Source organism: Kaistella sp. SH40-3, assembly GCF_030686865.1.
Classification (GTDB): domain Bacteria; phylum Bacteroidota; class Bacteroidia; order Flavobacteriales; family Weeksellaceae; genus Kaistella.
Genome location: NZ_JAQYUS010000001.1, coordinates 458,035 through 477,757, shown reverse-complemented (window position 1 = coordinate 477,757; position 19,723 = coordinate 458,035). Strand labels below are relative to the sequence as shown.

The 19,723-nt window shown below is 34.9% G+C and carries 17 protein-coding genes; 11 read left to right on the top strand and 6 right to left on the bottom strand.

Annotated features, from left to right (window positions below):
• Window positions 1-9: 9 nt before the first annotated feature.
• On the bottom strand, window positions 10-351 hold the full coding sequence (locus tag PUH65_RS02200; protein WP_305518228.1) for a hypothetical protein: 342 nt from the start codon (window positions 349-351) through the stop codon (window positions 10-12).
• Between the two features lie 187 nt (window positions 352-538).
• Between PUH65_RS02200 and PUH65_RS02195 the strand changes: the two genes are divergently transcribed.
• Together PUH65_RS02195 and PUH65_RS02190 are read left to right on the top strand one after the other, a co-directional pair.
• Window positions 539-2,236, top strand: a complete 1,698-nt coding sequence (locus tag PUH65_RS02195; RefSeq protein WP_305518227.1) for a M14 family zinc carboxypeptidase — start codon at window positions 539-541, stop codon at window positions 2,234-2,236.
• Between the two features lie 40 nt (window positions 2,237-2,276).
• Window positions 2,277-2,669, top strand: coding sequence for a MauE/DoxX family redox-associated membrane protein (locus PUH65_RS02190; RefSeq protein ID WP_305518226.1), 393 nt, complete (start codon window positions 2,277-2,279; stop codon window positions 2,667-2,669).
• 58 nt (window positions 2,670-2,727) lie between these two features.
• Here PUH65_RS02190 and PUH65_RS02185 read toward each other — a convergent pair whose 3' ends face one another.
• Window positions 2,728-3,609 carry a cupin-like domain-containing protein gene (locus PUH65_RS02185; RefSeq protein WP_305518225.1) on the bottom strand — a complete coding sequence of 294 codons (882 nt, stop codon included), beginning with the start codon at window positions 3,607-3,609 and terminating at the stop codon, window positions 2,728-2,730.
• A 162-nt stretch (window positions 3,610-3,771) separates the two neighbouring features.
• Between PUH65_RS02185 and PUH65_RS02180 the strand changes: the two genes are divergently transcribed.
• Entirely contained in the window at window positions 3,772-6,492 is a 2,721-nt protein-coding gene (locus tag PUH65_RS02180; RefSeq protein WP_305518224.1) for a carboxypeptidase regulatory-like domain-containing protein, read from the top strand.
• Between the two features lie 71 nt (window positions 6,493-6,563).
• Here the strand turns inward: PUH65_RS02180 and PUH65_RS02175 are convergent, their stop codons facing one another.
• Window positions 6,564-7,100 (bottom strand): DinB family protein, encoded by a 537-nt coding sequence (locus PUH65_RS02175; RefSeq protein ID WP_305518223.1) that lies wholly within the window; start codon window positions 7,098-7,100, stop codon window positions 6,564-6,566.
• A gap of 83 nt (window positions 7,101-7,183) precedes the next feature.
• Between PUH65_RS02175 and PUH65_RS02170 the strand changes: the two genes are divergently transcribed.
• The 8 genes from PUH65_RS02170 (at window position 7,184) to PUH65_RS02135 (ending at window position 14,215) form a co-directional block, all read left to right on the top strand.
• A complete protein-coding gene (locus PUH65_RS02170) occupies window positions 7,184-8,074 on the top strand; it encodes a GLPGLI family protein (protein ID WP_305518222.1) in 891 nt (296 codons plus the stop codon).
• A 140-nt stretch (window positions 8,075-8,214) separates the two neighbouring features.
• The gene (locus PUH65_RS02165; protein WP_305518221.1) at window positions 8,215-8,469 is read left to right on the top strand and encodes a FeoA family protein; all 255 of its coding nucleotides are present in this window, start codon (window positions 8,215-8,217) and stop codon (window positions 8,467-8,469) included.
• A 37-nt stretch (window positions 8,470-8,506) separates the two neighbouring features.
• On the top strand, window positions 8,507-10,540 hold the full coding sequence (feoB, locus tag PUH65_RS02160) for a ferrous iron transport protein B (protein ID WP_305518220.1): 2,034 nt from the start codon (window positions 8,507-8,509) through the stop codon (window positions 10,538-10,540).
• Window positions 10,540-10,692 carry a hypothetical protein gene (locus tag PUH65_RS02155; protein ID WP_305518219.1) on the top strand — a complete coding sequence of 51 codons (153 nt, stop codon included), beginning with the start codon at window positions 10,540-10,542 and terminating at the stop codon, window positions 10,690-10,692. Before feoB ends, PUH65_RS02155 begins: the two co-directional genes overlap by 1 nt.
• A 170-nt stretch (window positions 10,693-10,862) precedes the next feature.
• Window positions 10,863-12,245 carry a phosphoglucosamine mutase gene (glmM, locus tag PUH65_RS02150; protein WP_305518218.1) on the top strand — a complete coding sequence of 461 codons (1,383 nt, stop codon included), beginning with the start codon at window positions 10,863-10,865 and terminating at the stop codon, window positions 12,243-12,245.
• Between the two features lie 34 nt (window positions 12,246-12,279).
• Window positions 12,280-12,498: a hypothetical protein gene (locus PUH65_RS02145; RefSeq protein WP_305518217.1), complete on the top strand. Its 219-nt coding sequence runs from the start codon at window positions 12,280-12,282 to the stop codon at window positions 12,496-12,498.
• Window positions 12,495-12,791, top strand: a complete 297-nt coding sequence (locus PUH65_RS02140; protein WP_305518216.1) for a type II toxin-antitoxin system RelE/ParE family toxin — start codon at window positions 12,495-12,497, stop codon at window positions 12,789-12,791. The genes PUH65_RS02145 and PUH65_RS02140 overlap by 4 nt, the downstream gene beginning before the upstream one ends.
• 53 nt (window positions 12,792-12,844) lie before the next feature.
• Window positions 12,845-14,215 carry a tetratricopeptide repeat protein gene (locus PUH65_RS02135; RefSeq protein WP_305518215.1) on the top strand — a complete coding sequence of 457 codons (1,371 nt, stop codon included), beginning with the start codon at window positions 12,845-12,847 and terminating at the stop codon, window positions 14,213-14,215.
• Between the two features lie 193 nt (window positions 14,216-14,408).
• Here the strand turns inward: PUH65_RS02135 and PUH65_RS02130 are convergent, their stop codons facing one another.
• The 3 genes from PUH65_RS02130 to PUH65_RS02120 all read right to left on the bottom strand — a co-directional run bounded on the left by PUH65_RS02130 (window position 14,409) and on the right by PUH65_RS02120 (window position 19,715).
• Window positions 14,409-15,701 carry a DUF6080 domain-containing protein gene (locus PUH65_RS02130; protein WP_305518214.1) on the bottom strand — a complete coding sequence of 431 codons (1,293 nt, stop codon included), beginning with the start codon at window positions 15,699-15,701 and terminating at the stop codon, window positions 14,409-14,411.
• Window positions 15,702-15,713: 12 nt separating this feature from the next.
• On the bottom strand, window positions 15,714-17,258 hold the full coding sequence (locus PUH65_RS02125; protein WP_305518213.1) for a YdiU family protein: 1,545 nt from the start codon (window positions 17,256-17,258) through the stop codon (window positions 15,714-15,716).
• 75 nt (window positions 17,259-17,333) lie between these two features.
• Window positions 17,334-19,715 carry a penicillin-binding protein 1A gene (locus PUH65_RS02120; RefSeq protein WP_305518212.1) on the bottom strand — a complete coding sequence of 794 codons (2,382 nt, stop codon included), beginning with the start codon at window positions 19,713-19,715 and terminating at the stop codon, window positions 17,334-17,336.
• Between the last annotated feature and the right edge of the window lie 8 nt (window positions 19,716-19,723).

Below are 19,723 nucleotides of genomic sequence, written 5' to 3'. Positions count from 1 at the left end.
GTTTGTATATTAGTCGATGTTATGTTCATCACTTTCCTGTACCGGAACTTTACGTAAAAAATTGTCGAACTCTTTACCGCTGTAATTACTTTCTGCACCGTATGAATCCAAGATGGTTGCCAATTCTCCGTCTTTATCTTGAAGTAAGTAAAGAACCGCGTTATCATCCGGATTGCTGTCTCCTTCAAATCGGTACGATTTTACAATACATAAATCTTCGGGTTGATAGATTTTTTCGTCTTTACCCAAAACCATTTGATGCTGATCATTCATGCATATTTCCTTGGTAATTCCTCTTTTAATTAAAGTGTTAAGAACTTCGGAAAGTGTTTTTAAATTGTGATTTGCCATAATGTAGTATTTGATAATTAGAGTTACAAAAAAAGTACCACTAAAAAAGTGCAAAGATTTCGTGCAGCGAATCAGAATTAATTCAGGTTGCTGATAATTTATTTTGAAATGTTTTTTTCACAATTATATGAATTGAAAGGTGATTTTTTTTACGAGAATGTTTTTGTAATTTCGAAAAAATTTAAAAATGAAATTTTTAATAACTCTTTTTTTCTTAGGATCATCTTTAATTTTCTCTCAAACAAAACCTCTTACTCCTTTTGAAAAAGGAAATGGAAATCAAACAACCACTTATACGGAGATGGTAAAATTCTATGATGATTTGGCAAAGGAATTTAAAACCATTACTGTAGAATCTTTTGGGACTGATGATAATGGTGAACCTATAAAAGTGGTCATTTTTAATAATTCAAAAGATAAGAATGTTCCTACAATTCTTATTAACAATGGAATTCATCCTGGCGAACCAGATGGGATTGATGCCACAATGATGATGATGCGTGATTTTGCAACAGGAAAAATTTCTGTTAATAATCTGAAAATTGTGGCGATTCAAGCATACAATATTTCCGGAATGCTGCGTAGAGGAAGTCACAGCCGAGCCAACCAAAACGGTCCGGAAGAATATGGCTTTCGTGGAAATTCAAGAAACTATGATTTGAACCGTGATTTCATTAAAAACGATACCGAAAATGCGAAAGCATTTCAAAAGATTTTCCAGCATTTTAAACCGATTTATTTCATTGATAATCATGTTAGTAATGGAGCGGATTACCAATATTTGTTTACCTACATTTCTACCAATAGAGAACGGTTGGGTAAAAAACTCGGCCCTTACTTTAATGGAAAAATGCAACCTGCAATTCTAGAAACTTTGGAAAAGAAAGGAATTCTCACTACGCCTTATGTCAATATTCATGGTGATTCACCAAATGATGGTTTTCCTGCTTTTATGGATTCTCCACGATATGCAACAGGTTATACTACGCTTTTTAATACGCTGGGAACGGTGGCAGAAACGCATATGTTGAAACCGTATAAAGATAGAGTTCAGGCGACGTACGAAAACATGTTGAGTTCAATAAATTATACCGCAAAAAACGCGAAGGAAATTCAAAAATTAATGGCTGAAAGTTTAGCGGATTATCAACCTAAAATGAAGTATCCGATTCAATGGAAATTAGACAGCACTAAATATAAACTCATCGATTTTAAAGGATATGAAGCTGGGAAAAAAGCAAGTGAGGTTTCCGGAAAACCCAGATTGTTCTATGACAGAACAAAACCTTTTAAGCGAAAAGTAAAATTCTACGATCAGTATATTCCGACGAAAGAAATCGCTATTCCGTCTTATTATGTAATTCCGAGATCTGAGCAAAAAGTTTTGGAATATTTAAAACGAAATAATATTTTCATCAAAGAAATTAAGCAGGATTCTACCATTTTTGCGCAACAGTATAAAATTTCAGATTATAAAACAGTAAAAAATCCTTACGAAGGACATTATCTCCATTATGATACCGAAGTAAAATCGGAAACTAAAAATTTTAAATTTAGAAAAGGAGATTATTTGGTTTCAACGAAACAGCTCGGTGTAAAATATTTACTAGAAACCTTGGAACCGGAAGCTACAGATTCTTTTTTCAATTGGAATTTTTTTGATGGCATCCTGGGTCAAAAAGAATATTTTTCTGATTATGTTTTTGAAGATACGGCGGCTGAATTATTAAAAAATAATCAGGTTTTAAAAACTGCTTTTGAATTTGAAAAAATCGCCAATCCAGAATTTGCAAAAGATGGGAATAGTCAATTGGAATGGGTTTACAGGCATTCTGATTATTACGAAGGAAGTGTTGGGACATATCCGATTTACAGAATATTTTAATTCTAAAATAGTTTTTTAGTTAAATATAAATACAGGTATAATGATAAAAAATACAATAAGAATAGTTTTGGGAGCCTTCATGCTTTTGGCAGGAATCGGGCATCTCACTTATGCTCGTGAAACTTTTCAGGCACAAGTTCCAGATTGGATTCCGCTTTCAAAAGATTTTGTCGTTTTGGCTTCTGGAGTTGTAGAAATTTTATTGGGATTAGCCATGATATTTTTAACGAAAAAAAAGAAAGCAGTAGGTTTAATCCTTGCTGTATTTTTCGTTTTGGTTTTTCCCGGAAACATCGCACAATATATAGAACACCGTGACGGATTTGGTTTAGATACCGATTCCAAAAGATTGATTCGGTTATTTTTTCAGCCTGTTCTTATTTTCTTTGCGCTGTATTCCACTGATGCCTTAAAGAAATTTAAAAGATCCTGAAATAAAAAACACTTTCAGTCGTATAAAGGCTGAAAGGGTTCTCAAAGATTAATAAATTTTATTTCGGCAATCCTTTTTTCAAAGCGCGATTGGCTCTTTCGATTGCTTTTTTCTCTTTCCAATCCATGTATCTATTCTTGTATTTTCTTTTCATGAAATTATCAAAATTTCTTTGAACGACAAGATTCCAAAGAGAGTGCGCTTTTACGGCCCACGATTTGTCCCAAGCTCTTTGGGAAATAGAAAAACTGCCATCTAAATATTTCATGTAATGCCACCAACCAGTTGGCATAAACAAAGTGTCGCCATGCTCCAAGAAACATTCAATTCCTTCAACGCCGTTTAAAGCAGGAAATTTTTCGAAATCTGGATTCGCAATATCATAATCTTCCAGTGAATAAGTCGCAAACGGCATTTTATACAGTCGCTCTTTCCATTTGTAGTCGAACAGTAAAACGTGTTTTCTACCATTGAAATGGGTGTGAAAAATATGGGGCATATCGATATCGAAATGCATGAAAGTTTCAGAACCTTGACCACCAAAAAACATGTTGGGATATTTGTCCAGGAATCCACCCATTAAATCTTTAGGGGAAATGTAATCCTCTAAAAGAGTCGGTGCAAATTTTATAGGGTCAAAAAGGAAAATCCGTAAATCGGTCGGTTTTTCTTTAATTAAATCAATATAATCTGTGAATTTCATTTTTGCTGCAGATGAATTAATGGGAGCAGCTGGATCCGCTTTTGATGAATCGTAGAGTGGTACTTCAACATCGCCCACTACCTTTTTCATATAATCCATCGTCCATTTTTCGTAAGCAGGCCAGTTTTTAGCCATGTTTTTTATGACCACCGGCTTTCTTGGAAGCAAATATTTATTCCGAAAATCTTCTTTGGTAATCGATTCTACAATATCAATTGGCTGTAAATGAAATCCCATAATGCGCAAATGTTAGGGCACAAAATTAGTAAAAAAATGATTTCGAAATTCATTTTAATTATCGTGCCTAAGTGATTCTGAATTTAACTTTGATTTATATTCGCAATCAAAACAGATCTGTAACAAATAGTTGCTTTACGTTACTAATAAATAAATCTTTTCATGAGAAAAATATCAACTCTTTTTGCTTTATTTCTTGCCATTTATTCTTGGGCACAATCTTCCATCAGTGGAAAAATTTTAGATGAAGACGGAAAGCCGATTCCAAGTGCCAGTGTTACGGTAGAAGAACCGGGTAAAGATGCGATTATCGCTTTTTCGATCACCAATTCAAATGGGGAATACAAGGTCACCTTTACCACTCCAGAGCAAAATGTTGATGTGAAAATAAAAGCCTTTAACCAAAAACCTTTGCAGAAAACGTTTAAGAATGAAAGTCAAACACAGAATTTTACTTTGCAGCCCGATGCTACAGAAATTAAAGAGGTCAAATTAAAGGCGAAAATGATCACCAAAAGAGGCGACACGATTTCTTATGATATCAAAGCATTTGAGAGTAAATCTGATCGAACTCTTGCTGATGTTTTAAAGAAAATCCCGGGAATTGATGTCAATAAAGATGGAACTGTACTTTATCAAGGCGAGCCGATTAATAAATTCTATGTGAATGGAAAAGATTTAATGGAAGGTGGTTACGGAACCATCAACAACTCTTTGCCAACTGGCGATGTTCAAAAAATTGAAGTGATGGAAAATCACCAACCCGTGAAAATTCTTCAAGATAAAGTTCCCTCTGAAAATGCGGCACTTAATGTAGTTCTGAAAAAAGCGGTGACCATGACCGGTCGGGGAGAAGTGGGTATTGGCATGGATCCGCTGTTGTGGAATGTGAAATTAACACCCATGTTTTTCGGACAGAAGAACCAATGGGTTTTAAATTATAAAACCAATAATAATGGTGAAAGTGTAGAAAGAGAAGGAAATATGCTCGCTTTCGGAAGTCGCTGGGAAGGTCAAAGAGGACAATCTGCGGGGAATTATTGGGTGGGTGTAGATAAAGCAAGTACGCCGAATCTTCCGGAAAAAAGATATTTAATGAACAATGTACATTTCTTCTCGGCCAATGTTTTAACCAATCCTTTTAAGAGTAAAGAATGGGAATTGAAAGCGAGTACGAGTTATACCAATAATGCCATAAGTAGAGATTCTAAGCGGGAAATTGTTTATGAACAAGGATATTTTGATGTTGGAAAAATCACCAATACAGAATCCAATAATCTTTATAGCAATGCTGCAAAAGGAGAAATTATTATTACCAAAAACGCCAAGAAAGGATTCTTTAAAAACACCACAACCTGGAATGGTTTCTGGAATGAGGATCGTGGAAATTCTGCCACAAGATATAATATGGTTGTTCCTAATCCTTCTTTAAAAGATATTACACTTGATGAATCAATGAGCGCACCTACTGGAATCATCAAAAACTCACTAAGTACCATTATTCCGTGGAAAGAAAAACTGGTAAATTTCATGAGTTATATCGCTTATCAAACTGACCGACAAGATTTATCGGCAACCAACGAGAATTTCTTTGATCTTGACCAACAGTTTGGTCGGGATTCTACCAGGGTTCATTATGGCAGACTTGATCAAAGTATTGCTTTAAAAACATTGACTGCAAATCATTCGGCATCAGTTGGTTTTTCTTATAAAAAATGGACCATCACGCCGGAAGTTGGTTTGAGATTATCCTTTAATGATATGAATTCTCAGTTATATGGAGACCGAAGTTTATTAGATGGCCGTTTCCAAAACCGTATGAAATGGAATGAAATCAATCCTTATACTCAAGTCGGACTTAACTATAAAGGCAGCGCCTTGAATGTGAGCATTACTTTGCCGGTAAATATGTATGGAATTGATTACAAAGATCAACTGAGATCCAAAGATTCGGAAATCAGCAAGACCGTTTTTGAACCAAATGTTTGGGGAAGTTATACTTTCGCGTCGTTCTGGAAAGCCTTTGTTTTTGGTAACCTGAATTATGATTACGGCAACTTCGGTTCGGTGTATGACGGCACAATTCTGACCAGTCCTAAATCTTTAAATTTTAGAGACAGCAACCTTTTACCGGAAAACAGAAACATCAATACGTCTGCTCGATTAGAATATAGAAATCCGCTGAATAACTTATTCTTTAATATTCGATACGGTTATAATGATACCAAGAGAAATTTAATTACAAAAACGCAGCAGTTTTTATCGGGATCTTCTGTAAACTCTTTAGATTTTAGAGATAACAGTTCTTTTTCTCAAACAGAAAGTATTGAAATCGGAAAGTATTTCCCGAAATTTAAAACCAACGCATCGGTAAATTTCAGCAATAGAGATTCTAATTCTTTTAGCGTTTTGGTGGACAAAAATAATGTAGATAATTTTATTGAAAGTAAAAGCAATGGACAAAATTTAGCCTTGAAATTCAACAATACTTATTTTTCTTGGATGAGTGTGGATTATAATATATCAATGAATTGGAATAAAAACAGTGATGATTATTTTAATAATTCCAATAAGAATTCTGGGTGGAATCACAATATGAACCTGTTCCTTTATCCCATAGAAAATCACACGATTGGTTTTGTTTGGGATGATGTTACAACTTCGCAAGGAGCAACTAATCTTCGTAATTCTTTCTACGATCTTTCTTACCAATATACTTGGGCAAAGAAAAAAATTGATTTTGAAGTAAAATGGTTGAATATTGCGAACAAGAAATTGTACGAAACCATCAGTTATGATACCCGATATTTTTCAACCACAAGAAATAGTATTGAGATCAGACCAAGTCAAGTAATGTTTACGGTGAAATTTAATTTTAAGTAATATTAAAATTTCTTTGGAAAAATCCCATCTTGTAAAAACAGGATGGGATTTTCTTTGTTATTTGATGATGATTAGAAATTTTCTTCATCAGCACTTGGTCCGTAACTTCCTGACACCGGAATATCGTTTAACCGATAATAAACTCCTAATTGGGCTCGGTGATGGGTGATTTGATTGAGCGCATGTCGCATCGCGCTGTATTTGGTGTATTCTGCAAGAACTTTTTCTCCCATATTCATTGACCATCTTCCGCTTAACTCTTCCTCACTTGTATTGTCGAGTGTTTGCTTGGTTTTTTGATAATCATCATCAAGTTTTTTCTGTAATTCTGCTTTCGAGTTTAGGAATGTGGGTTGGTAATCACCAGCAGCGAAATCAAGTTTGTCGGTTTTCATAATTATTTCTGGCCAGCCGAAAATTTCTGCGATATGAGTAGCAAGCAATATCATTTTCATGCTCTTCTCATGTGGTCGATATTCATTTTTGTCTTCAGGATAAACATCAAAGAATTTTTTGGTGGTTTCGTATTCCTGTCCAAATTCTGTTCTGAGGTTGGGTAAACTTTCCATATTATTTTGTTTTAGTAAAGGTAGTATGCTGCTGTTCATTTTTATCTTAAACTAATAATAAAATATTCATAAAAAACTGTAACAAATTTTATAATTGGTTAACTAATAGTAAAATAAAAAACATGAAAAAGATACTCACCCTCTTTGCAGTCAGCGTTTTTTTTGCTCTTAATGCGCAGGAAACGGCGAACAGATTCTTTTATGAATTAACTTTTAAACCAAAGAAAGATTCTGCTAAATTAGATAAAGTAATGACCATTCTGGATGTTGTAAAAGACAAGTCAATTTATAGAGATTATACTTTATTGGCGCAGGATTCGATTCTTAAAATTCAGGTAGAAGCGATGCAAAAAGCAGGGACTTTCAAAGATATTTCTAAGAGCGTAACGATGCCGAAGTTTTCAGAGAAAATTTATAAGTTTTATCCGGGCATGAAAATACAATATGGTGATCGCGTTGCTAATGGATTTACACCTATGAATATCGGCTATAATGAAGACCTAAAATTTGATTGGAAAATCCAGAGTGGAAAAGAAAAAATAGGCGCTTATAATACTCAAAAAGCAACTACAGAATACGGAGGTAGAAAATGGACTGCTTGGTTCACCCCCGATATTCCATTGCAAGACGGACCGTATAAATTCTATGGTTTACCAGGTTTAATTGTTAAGGTTACCGATGATGGAAATAATTATTCTTGGGAATTAAAAGGGAATAAAAAAGTTGATAACTTCAAAGAAGCAACCTACTTGGAATCAGTTCAACCGGGAGGTGATGGCGGAAAAGTTGTTGAGGTTTCTCGTGATAAGTTTGAAAAAACCTTCGGTGAATTTAAGAAAGACCCGATGGCCACAGCAAGGCCTTATTTAACTGCTGAGGTAATGTCTCAAAAAATTCCAGGTAGTGATTTAACGATTGGTCAAATGGTTAAGCAACAGGAAAAAATGATGAATGATTTCTTTAATGCGAACGATAACCCGATTGAAATTTCAATTGAAAAATCCAAAAAATAACATTCGTTACTATTAAGTTATATTTTCGAGCCTCGGAACAAATTTTGTTTCGGGGTTTTTTATGTTTCAAATCATTTCAGTGACATTCCTTATTTAGATTAAATTTAAATAGCGTACATTTGCACTTCAAAATTTTAGTGTTGAAAGGAGATAAATCAAATAAATTATGCTGTTTTCCCAGAAATAAATCCGGGAAGATTTTGGGTTATGAAAATGACGACCTCAGAATGCCCAATAAAATTATTGAAATGGGTCTGCTCCCGGAAACCGTCTTCAAAATCCTGTACCAGGCACCTTTCAAAGGTCCATTGTATATAGAATTTGGTGACGAAAAAAGCAGAATTGCCCTTAGAGAAGAAGAAGCGCAGTTTATCATCGTGGAAAGTTTATCTTAAACAATCACGATAAATTTCAACTTAGATCGAGCGAAGAATGAACACTTCAAACAAGAAACAAATCCTTTTGGTAGGAAATCCCAATGTGGGAAAATCTACTGTATTTAATTTACTGTGTAACAAAAAGCAAAAAACCGGGAATTACGCCGGAGTTACCGTAGCAAGCCATTCCGGCGATTACGATTATCAGGGCGAAAACGTAGAGGTTATTGATTTACCTGGTTCTTATAGCATTTATCCGAGTTCCGAAGATGAAGCGATTTTATCCAAGTTTTTGGTAGAAGAGCAAACTCATTATTCGGGTGTTGTCTATATTTTAGAAGCATTAAGCATCAAAAGAGGTTTGCTTCTTTTCCAGCAAATTCAGGATTTAGGAATTCCTATTTTATTAGTTGTTAATCAAATTGACCAAGCCGAAAGGCGCGGAATCAATATCGATATCGACCAACTTTCAAAAGAATTAAACGTTACCGTTTTACAGGCAAACGCCAAAGAAAATCAAGGAATTGAAGAATTGCGTGCCGAGATTAATAAAGGAAATTTTACCAAATCTGAAACCGTTTCTTTCGATATTCCAACCGAACATAAAGGTTTGGTTTTTAAAATTTTAGCCGAAACAAAAGAAGAAAATCAATATAAAGTCTGGACTTTACTTTCTTCAGATACGTATTTAGGAAAACTGGAATCTGTTAAAGAACAGTTGAATAATGATGAGGTTAAATGTTTGGTTCCTAAAAGATTACAGACTCAAGAAACGATTAGAAGATATCAGGAAATTGACAAAATAATTTCCAAAGTTCTTTCTAAAAAACCGCAGTTCAAAGAATTACTTACTGAAAAATTAGATAAAGTTTTAGTTCATAAATTCTGGGGATATGTCATTTTTGGATTGATTTTATTAATCATTTTCCAAAGTGTTTTCTTTTTGGCAGAATATCCGATGAACTGGATTTCAGATTTCTTCCTTTGGTTATCTATTTATGCGAATGAATATCTTCCGGCAGGACCGATTAATTCACTGATCGCCAATGGAATTATTCCAGGTGTTGGTGGAATTATGGTTTTTGCGCCACAAATTGGTATTTTACTTTATTTCCTTTATCTCCTCGAAGATTCAGGATATATGGCGAGAGTTATATTTTTAATGGACCGATTTCTTCGTCCGTTTGGTTTGAACGGGAAAAGTATTGTTCCATTGGTTTCAGGAACGGCTTGTGCGATTCCGGCAATTATGTCAACCAGAAATATTGAGAATGTTAAAGAGCGTTTGATCACTATTTTGGTAACGCCTTTTATGACGTGTTCTGCGAGACTTCCAGTTTACAGTATTATCATTGGCTTAATTATTCCGGACAAATATTTTATTGGAATCAGTTATAAAGCAATCGCTTTAATGGCAATGTATTTCCTAGGATTTTTCACTTCATTAATGGCTTCTTTAATTCTTAAAAAAATTATTAAAAGTAACGCGAAATCCTTTTTGGTAATGGATTTACCTTCCTATAAAATGCCACTTTTCGGTTATGATTTTAAAGTCGTTCTCGGTAAAGTTTGGGAATTCGTTACAGGTGCGGGGAAGATTATTTTCTTCTTCAGTATCGTGATTTGGTTCTTCAGTTATATCGGACCAACTCAAAACAAGGAAGAATTCGTGGCTACCGATGTTAAATTAGATCATTCGTATCTCGCCAAAATGGGAAAATCCATTGAGCCAGTAATTGCACCCTTGGGTTACGACTGGAAAATGGGCGTTGGGATTTTAACGAGTTTTGTAGCGAGAGAAGTATTTGTAGGAACAATGTCAACTTTGTATAGTTTAGATGATGAAGCGCCAGAAGGAAAAATCATCGATAAAATGCGAAATGATAAAAAACCAAATGGTGAACCAATTTATAGTTTCGCAACTGGAGTTTCAATCTTATTCTTTTATGCTTTTGCCATGCAATGTGTTTCTACTTTGGCCGTTGTATATAGAGAAACCAAATCCTGGAAATGGACAATGGCGCAACTCTTCGGCATGTCGGGTTTAGCGTATGTTGCTTCTTTAATTGTCTATCAAATATTAAAATAATGGATGATTCACTTATTTTTCAATATGTCATTATCGCGGTATTCGTCTTGATTGCCGGTTACTCTTTATTTAAAATCATTGCTAAAAATTTTAGTTCTAAAAAATTTAAAGGCAAAGGAAAACCAGGTTGCGATTCTGATTGCTGTGGATGATTTAATTTAGTTAAATTACTCATTATCAATGTTCTTTTTTTAAAAGAGATTTTAATTTAACTTTTGTTTAATAATTTCTTCTCCTATTTTATTCGTATTTTTGCAAATTGAAAAACCAGACTTTTCGAGAATTTATTTGTTCTTGAAAATCATATAAAAAATTGCAGTTTATGGCTTTAATAAAATCGATATCAGGAATCCGCGGAACCATTGGTGGTAAAGTTGATGAAAATCTAACGCCACTTGATGTGGTAAAATTTACTTCCGCTTTTGGAACCTGGCTTCAAAATAATAAAAATAAAAAAGATCTGACCTTAGTCGTTGGTCGTGATGCACGTATTTCCGGTTCAATGGTAAATTCATTGGTTACTGCAACTTTGCAAGGACTCGGAATTAACGTTGTTGATTTGGGACTTTCTACAACGCCAACCGTAGAAGTAATGGTTCCCGAATTGAACGCAGATGGTGGGATTATCTTAACCGCTTCTCACAATCCAAAACAATGGAACGCTTTAAAATTATTAAATGAAAAAGGCCAATTCATTACTGGTGAAAATGGAACTGAAGTTTTGGCTTTAGCAGAAAGTCAGGATTTTCATTATGCAGAAGTTGATGATTTAGGAAAATACGAAACTAGAGAAGATGGTTTCGATATTCATATTCAAAAGATTCTGGATTTACCAATGGTTGATGCAGAAGCCATTAAAGCAAAGGAATTTAAAGTCGTAGTTGATGCCGTAAATTCTACAGGCGGAATTGCTATTCCACAATTGTTAGAAGAATTAGGTTGTGAAGTCGTGAAATTATATTGCGAACCCAACGGACATTTTCCACACAATCCAGAACCGTTGAAGGAACATTTAGGAGATATCTGCGAATTGATGAAAACCGAGAAAGCAGACGTTGGAATCGTAGTTGATCCAGATGTTGACCGTTTGGCTTTGGTCGATGAAAACGGAGAACTTTTTGGTGAAGAATATACTTTGGTTGCTGTTGCAGATTATCTTTTGAAACATAAAAAAGGAGCAGCGATTTCGAACCTTTCCTCAAGTCGTGCTTTAAGAGATGTTGCAAGAAATTTAGGTTCTGAATATTTCTCCAGCGCTGTTGGTGAAGTAAATGTAGTAACTTTAATGAAAGAGAAAAATGCCGTAATTGGTGGTGAAGGAAACGGTGGAATCATTTATCCTGAACTTCATTACGGTCGTGATTCTTTGGTTGGTGTAGCATTGTTTTTAACTCATTTAGCCAAAGAAAATAAAACTGTTTCCGAATTGAGAGCAAGTTATCCAAGTTATTTCATGGGTAAAAAGAAAATTGAATTAACTCCGGATATCGATGTTGATTCTCTTTTAACTAAAATGGAAAAAGAATATCAAACAGAAGATATTTCTACAATTGATGGTGTGAAAATTGATTTTGAAAACAATTGGGTCCATTTGAGAAAATCAAATACAGAACCGATTATCAGAATTTACACCGAAGCATTTTCTCAGGAGGAAGCCGATAATTTGGGAGATCAAATGATTGAAAAAATAAGAAGTTTGATTTAATCAAAATTGACTAACTTTAATTCAAATTTAAGTCATGACAATAACAGTAAACCCCAAAAACAAGAAAGAATCTGAAAAAATAAAAGCGATTCTCAAAGCAATTGAGGTCGATTTTGTTGAAGACAATGTAGAAAAGGATTGGTGGAATGAACTTTCAGATGCTGAAAAAAAATCCATCGAAACGGGCTTGAAAGACATCGAAGAAGGAAGAGTAATTTCACATGAAGAAGTTATGAAATCTTTTGGAAGATGAAAAAAGTAAGTTGGTCCATAAAAGCCAGTAAAGAATTAAATGAAGTTTATGATTATTGGACTCTTAACAATAATTCCAATATTTACTCAGAAAAAATTCTTGATGAAACTTTTAGAATGATCAATTTAGTAAGATCACAAAGTTACATTGGTGAGGAAAGTAAAATTAAAAGAATCAGTAGAGTTTTGATTTTAGAAAACTTTTCTCTTTTCTATAGATCTATGAATGATGAAATTAAAGTATTATCATTCTTTGATAACAGACTGGATCCAGGTAACTTAAAAATTAATTAAAAAACTTTTTCATATCTAATTAGAATTTAGATAGAGAAAAAAACAACAATATATTGGAAGAATTTTTTGAAAACGAACTGGTAGAAAAGTTCGAAGCAATGGTTGAGAATAATGATGAATTCTACTTCGAAACCGAAGAATATGAAGAAATCATTATTTATTACCTCGAAATGGGGGATATTTCCTTTGCCGATATGGCAACCAAATATGGGTTGAAAATTCACCCGAATTCCCTTGATTTAAAAATAAAGCAATTCGAAGTTCTTTTGGAATTAGAAAAATATTCTGAAGCCAAAGAACTGATGACTGAACTGAAGGAATCTTGTATGGATCATACCGATTTCCTTGTTTGCTGTGCAAAATATTATTCGAATCTTGGAAACCCAAGACGTTCAATCGAGTATTGCGAAAAAGCATTAGAATTAGAAGAAGAGGAAAACTTTTTACATAACTTCATTGCTGATGAATACGTGAATTTAGAAGATCCATTCAAGGCTTTGAAGCATTACAAACTCGCTTTGAATTTTGATTCTCAAGATGAATATTCATTAGAAAACGTAATGTTCTGTTATAACCAATTGAAGAGAAGCGATGAAGCCATCGAGTTTTTGAACGGTTATTTGGACAAGTTTGCATTCTCAGAAACGGCTTGGTACGAATATGGACAGTTCTTCTTTAACAAAAAGAATTACGAAGAAGCCATTAAAGGCTTTGATTATTTGTTGGCGATTAATCCGCAATCTGTCGGAGTTTATGCCAATAAAGCGGCGTGTTATGAAGCGATGGGTGAGTGGTTAAGAGCCGTCGAGGTCTATGAAGAAATGCTGGCTTTAGAATATACGAAATCATTTACTTTTTATAAAATTGGTTTGTGTTACAAAGAAAATAAGCAACCGGTTTTAGCCTTAAATTCGTTTCAGAAATCGTTGCGGGATGATCCCCAGTTTTACCTTTCGATGATGGAGCAATCCTACATTTACGAGGAAATGGGCGGAATGAAAGAAGCCTTGCACTTTGCGAAAGAAGCAGTTTCTCTGAACGAATCGAATCTGGATTATCAGAAAAGACTCGCTTTTTTATATATTGAAGGGGGAAAGTTTGAAGAGAGTTTGTCATGTTTGAAAAAGTTGGTGGATTTTGAACCAAGCCGTTTTTACAACTGGTATGCCTACTCGGAAGTACTGATGTTAATTGGCGAATATGAAGAAGCAGTTAACGTTTTGGTAGAAGCCACGAAAATGCATAACAGAGCAGAATTGTTTTATCAGTTAAGCAACTGTTATTTCCAGTTGAATAGTCAGAAAAAAGGAAGAGTCACGCTTTCGACCGCTTTAGAACTTGATCCGCAATTGTTGGAAGATATGCAACAAAAATATCCTTTTCTAAAAGATGAAGTGGATAAAGTAAAAGCTAAAAAGAAGTAAGTTTTTTGAATAAATATAAGTAAGGGTCTCAATACTTAAATTGAAACTCTGCCAATTCGATATACTAAACCGTGCTTATAAAGAAGTACTTTAAAAAATCATAACAAAGCCGTTTCATTAATTATGAGACGGCTTATTTTTTAAAATCTAATAATCCATCAAGGCTTAATAACCTTGAAGGATTGAATAACTCTTATGTGTAATATTTTTCGAGGAAGTCGAAAAACTCAACCATTCTGAAAATATTATTCATCGCTAAATAAAAGAATAAGATCGAAACCGTAACATACAGAAATGAAATTGTTTTCGGCGAATCTTTGTAACCGTAAAACAGCCAGCCCAACATCAACGGAACTACAAAAATAAAGTGGCCGCCGTAAATGTAAGAAGTGTGCAATCCGAATTTTAAAATACAGTGAATCACAATATCTACTAAAAATGAAATCATGAGAATTTGTACAAATTTATTTTTAAAGTTCCTTGCAAAACTCCATAAAATCAAGATTAAAATCAATCCTACAAATACATATGAAATCACGGAGGAATAAACGTCCATGAAAAGTGCTTTGAACTGAAAGCCTTTTAAACTGTGATAATCTCTTAAAGCAAAACTGCTGAAAAGCATATTCCCACCAAAAAACCAAGAGGCGATCATGTCCCAAAGCGGAGTGGCTTTTGGAGTTGAGAATTTCTCATACTGCTGTCCTGATTTATTTAAAAAGTTTAAAAACTTAAAATCTAAGCGATACAAAAACAGTAAAACAAAAACAGAAACGGAAATCAAAACGCGGAAAAAAAGGTTTCCAAATTTTCGCCAGTTTTGGAAAACATTCTTTTCAAAAAGAAGTGGAATATAAACTTTAACAATATTCGTGATGGTTAATCCTCCGATAGAAACTGCGGCTAAAGTCATTGCAACTGCGGGCATCTTTTCTTCTTTTCTTAACTTCAGTGCTGCATAATAATTAAATAGGACCAAGAAAAACAAGGTGTAAGTATAAGTTTCTGGTGTGAAAGAAAGTAAAATCGGCGTCGTGAAAAATGAGAAAAAGAAAACAATTAAAACCGAAATCTTTTTCGGTAAAGTGATGATGTTTTTTAAATATTTATAAATCTGAACTAAACTCAAACTCACCGCTACATTACTGCACCAAACTAAGACAAGCCGAAACACTTCATCTTTTTTGCCATTTGAAAAGAGAAAAGAGAACTCACGAATCCAACCGAAATAATAATTCGCTAAAGGATGTCTTTCAAATCCTCCACCAGTCATTACAATCGCCCTATTATCAAAACTAAAATACGCATCCCACGGAATTCGGTCATCAAAAACAATCCTATAGTTCAATGCAATCACAGTTCCCAAAATACCGTAGGCAATTAGGAATAAGATAAATAAAAATATTTCGAATTTTGTTGCAGGGAAAACACTTTTTAGAAAATCGGTAAATTTTTGTTTCAAATTCAAAGTGATAATTTTGGGCAAAAGTAAGGAATTTTAAGAACTACAGGAAAGGGTAGAGCAACCGGTTTGACCATCATATTCATTCGGTCTTTTGATAGAGAATTCTGGGTAAATCTCTTCGTAAGGATTTTCTAAAGCGGTTAAAAGTTTGTTCAGTAAATCTTTCTTTCCTTCATTCAGTTCATTGATACATTCAAAAAGCAAATAATTTCTGAGAATGAATTTTGGATTGGTCGTTTTCATTAGATTTAAAGAATCTGCTCTTGAAATGGTGTTTTTCGTTAATCGATTTTGATAAAGAGAAAGAAATTCTTTTAGTTTTTCAAATTGCTCATCAGTTATTTTTGAGTAAAAAACATCTTTAAAATGAACTTTAAAATCGATGGTTTCAGAATAGGTTTCTAACTGTTTGAAAAACAATGTGTAGTCAATTTCTAAGTCTTGCATCAGTTGCTGCGCTTTGGTAAACAGATCATCATCACCTTTTTTTAAAGAGTTAAATCCAAACTTTCTCGCCATCATTTCATCGTGTTTTTTCCAGAAATTGGTATTGAAATCATTCAAGATATCTTCCAGTTTAGACTCGTCTTTAATCAAAGGAAATAGAGCATTTGCCAATTGCCAAAGATTCCACTGTGCGATTTTCGCTTGATTTCCGAAGGTATATCTTCTACCAGGTAAATCTGTTGTGTTGGGTGTGAAATTCAAATCATATTCATCTAAAAAAGAAAATGGACCGTAATCAATCGTTAAGCCCAAAATCGACATATTATCGGTATTCATTACGCCGTGAACAAATCCTACACGAAACCATTCCACAATCATATCTGCAGTTTTCTCTGCGACTGTTTTAAAGAATTCAGCATATTTATTTGAATGGCTAAGATCAATTTGAGGAAAATAATTTTCAATGGCAAAGTCCGCAAGTTGTTGTAAAGTCGCAGTTTCACCTTGAGCAGAAAGTAATTCAAAATGACCGAACCTAAGAAAACTGGGAGAAGTTCTGGTTATTACAGCACCTTTTTCGTAAGCTGCATTTCCATCGTAAAGCATATCGCGAACAACTTGCTCGCCACTGAAAGAAAGCGATAACGCACGGGTTGTAGGAATTCCCAAATGATACATTGCTTCACTCATCAAATATTCCCGAACAGAAGAACGAAGAACCGCTCGCCCATCTGCATGGCGTGAATAGGGAGTTGCGCCCGCTCCTTTCCATTGAATTTCGGTTTTTCTTCCGTTCTCATTTTGTATTTCGCCCGCAAAAATTGCTCGTCCATCGCCCAGTTGCCCAGCCCAATTCCCAAACTGATGTCCAGCATATGCGGTTGCATAAGTTTTAATATTATCACTTAATTTTGAAGCGTTTAAAAAATCGATATCTTCTTGATTTTCAATTTTGCCCATGCCAATTTCTTCCGATAGTTTTTCATTAAAAGTAATGAGTTCCGGATTTTCAAACTGAGCAATTTCTGTTGTTGAAAAAAGAACTTTTGGTGTTTGTCTTTGTCGCGGGTTTCCCGAAAAATCGCCGGGAAATATTTTTAAGTATGGTTGTTTTATCTGATCTAAATTCATGACTCAAAGTTCGTTAAAAAAAACATCCTTCCAAAAATTTGAAAGGATGTTTACTATTTATAGGTTAAATGACTGTTATTTGTTAAAATCGATATCGTCGCCCGTATTGATTTTTTCGTTTACATTCTCTTCTTTTTTTGATGCCGGTTTATTTACCGGACCGGTTGGTTCCGCAATTTTCGGATTTTTAATTTCATCAATAGTTTGTAAACCACCGTCGTCACCATATCCACCAAGTCCTTGTAAGTCATTACAGTTTCCGGTCCAGTTGGAAGGTTTTACGAATTTGTCTTCAGGCGTAATCCCGAGTTCTTTGTCAGCCCATACTTTTTTCATAAAAATCGCCCAAATCGGCAAGGCCATTTTCGCACCCTGTCCTTCACCTGTTCCAAAGAAGTGCGTGGCACGGTCTTCCCAGCCAACCCAAACTCCTGTGGCCAAATTTGGGGTAATACCCATAAACCAACCATCGGAGTTGTTCTGTGTGGTTCCTGTTTTACCTGCTATTTCAATTCCTTTGGCAACGCCTCTACGCCCAAGTTCACCAGAAGCGGTCCCAAATTCTGCGACTCCTTTCATTAAATCAATCATGGTATAGGCATACAGTTCATTCATTACTTCTTTCGTCACTGGTTTAACTTCTTTAATGACTCTTCCGTTTGCATCTTCAATCCTCCAAATCATTTCAGGTTTAATGTAATTACCATAATTGGCAAAAGTACTGTAAGCGCCTAACATTTCGTAGATCGTAATATCGCCAGAACCTAACGCAATGGTATTGTTTCTTTCGATCTCTTCAGTAACGCCTAAATCTCTGGCGGTTTGAATAACAGCATCTACACCAGTCATTTCGATGAGTCTTGCTGCAACAGGGTTTTGAGATTGTGCCAATGCATCTCGCAAGGTTAGCATTCCTCCTCTTCCTGAAACTTTCCAGTTTCCTTTGGTGTAAGTAGCGTTAGAAACAGTTGAACATGGTGTCATGCCTAGTTTCATGATTGCAGTAGCGTATACAAAAGGTTTGAAAGTTGATCCAACCTGTCTTTTCCCTTGTTTAATGTGGTCATACTGAAAATGCTGCCAGTTAATTCCACCCACCCATGCTTTAATTTCACCAGTTCCCGGAACCATAGACATTAATCCAGCCTGTGCAATTTGTTTGTGATAACGTATAGAGTCCCATGGTGACATTTCTACTTCCTCTTCCCCTTTCCAGGTAAATCTGGAAGTTTTAATTGGTTTTTGAAAGTCGAGCATGATTGAATCTTCCGGAACACCTGCGTTTTTTAATTGCTTGTATCGGCCCGTGCGCTTCATTGCACTTAACATAATGCTGTTAATCTGCTTTTCATTGATATAGTAAAAAGGTCTTTGCTTTCGACCTCTTTGTTCGGCATCAAATCTTTGCTGCAAATCTGTTAAATGCTCTTTGATGGCTTCTTCCGCATAAGTTTGCATCTTAGAGTCTAGGGTGACATAGATTTTCAAACCATCTTTAAATAGGTTTAAAGTTTTGCCGGTTTTCTTTTCATAATCTTTCACATAACCGTCAATCTCTTTTCTTAAATAGAATTTATAATAAGCAGAATAACCGTCATCAATTGATTTTATTGGATGAAAGTCAACAGCAACGGGTGCTGCGACTGCCTTGTCATAAGTTGCCTGATCCAGATATCCTGTTTTTAGCATTTGGTCGAGCACCACGTCTCTTCTTCGTTTTGCTCTCTCTGGATTTCGCATTGGGTTATTTGCTACCGGAGCTTCAAGCATTGCTACAAACATTGCGGCTTCTGGTAAAGTCAGTTGCGATGCTTTTTTATTAAAATAAATGCGCGAGGCCATTTCGATTCCATTGGCATTATTTACAAAATCAAATTTGTTGAAATAAAGGGTGATAATCTCTTCCTTCGTGTAGCGTTTTTCTAAACTTACGGCTACGACCCATTCTTTTAACTTTTGGAAAACACGCTGTACACTATTTTGCGACGCAGTTCCTGTAAATAAAAGTTTAGCCAACTGCTGCGTAATCGTAGAGCCACCACCTCTTTTTCCTCCGAAGGCTACGGCTCGGGCAACTGATTGCAAATCGATTCCCGAATGTTCTTTAAACCGCTCATCTTCTTTTGCTTGCAAAGCATAGATTAAATAGGGAGGTAATTCCTTGTAGGTAATTGGTTGGGTTTTTTCCTTTTCAAATTTACCCAGCATTTTTCCATCCGATGAATAAATTTCAGAAGCAACAAAGATATCTGGATTATCGAGTTCTTTCACATCGGGCATATCACCCAGAAAACCTTGTGACACCGCGAAAAATAAACCTGCGATTCCCAAAACTAGGATAATTACTGCAGTCCAAATGAATTTCACCCATTTTTTCCAGCCCGTGCTTTTGACTTTTTTTGGAGGAAGCGGAAACTTTTGTTGCGGTTTGCTTCCTTTATTCTGTGTGTTTTCCATAAATAAGT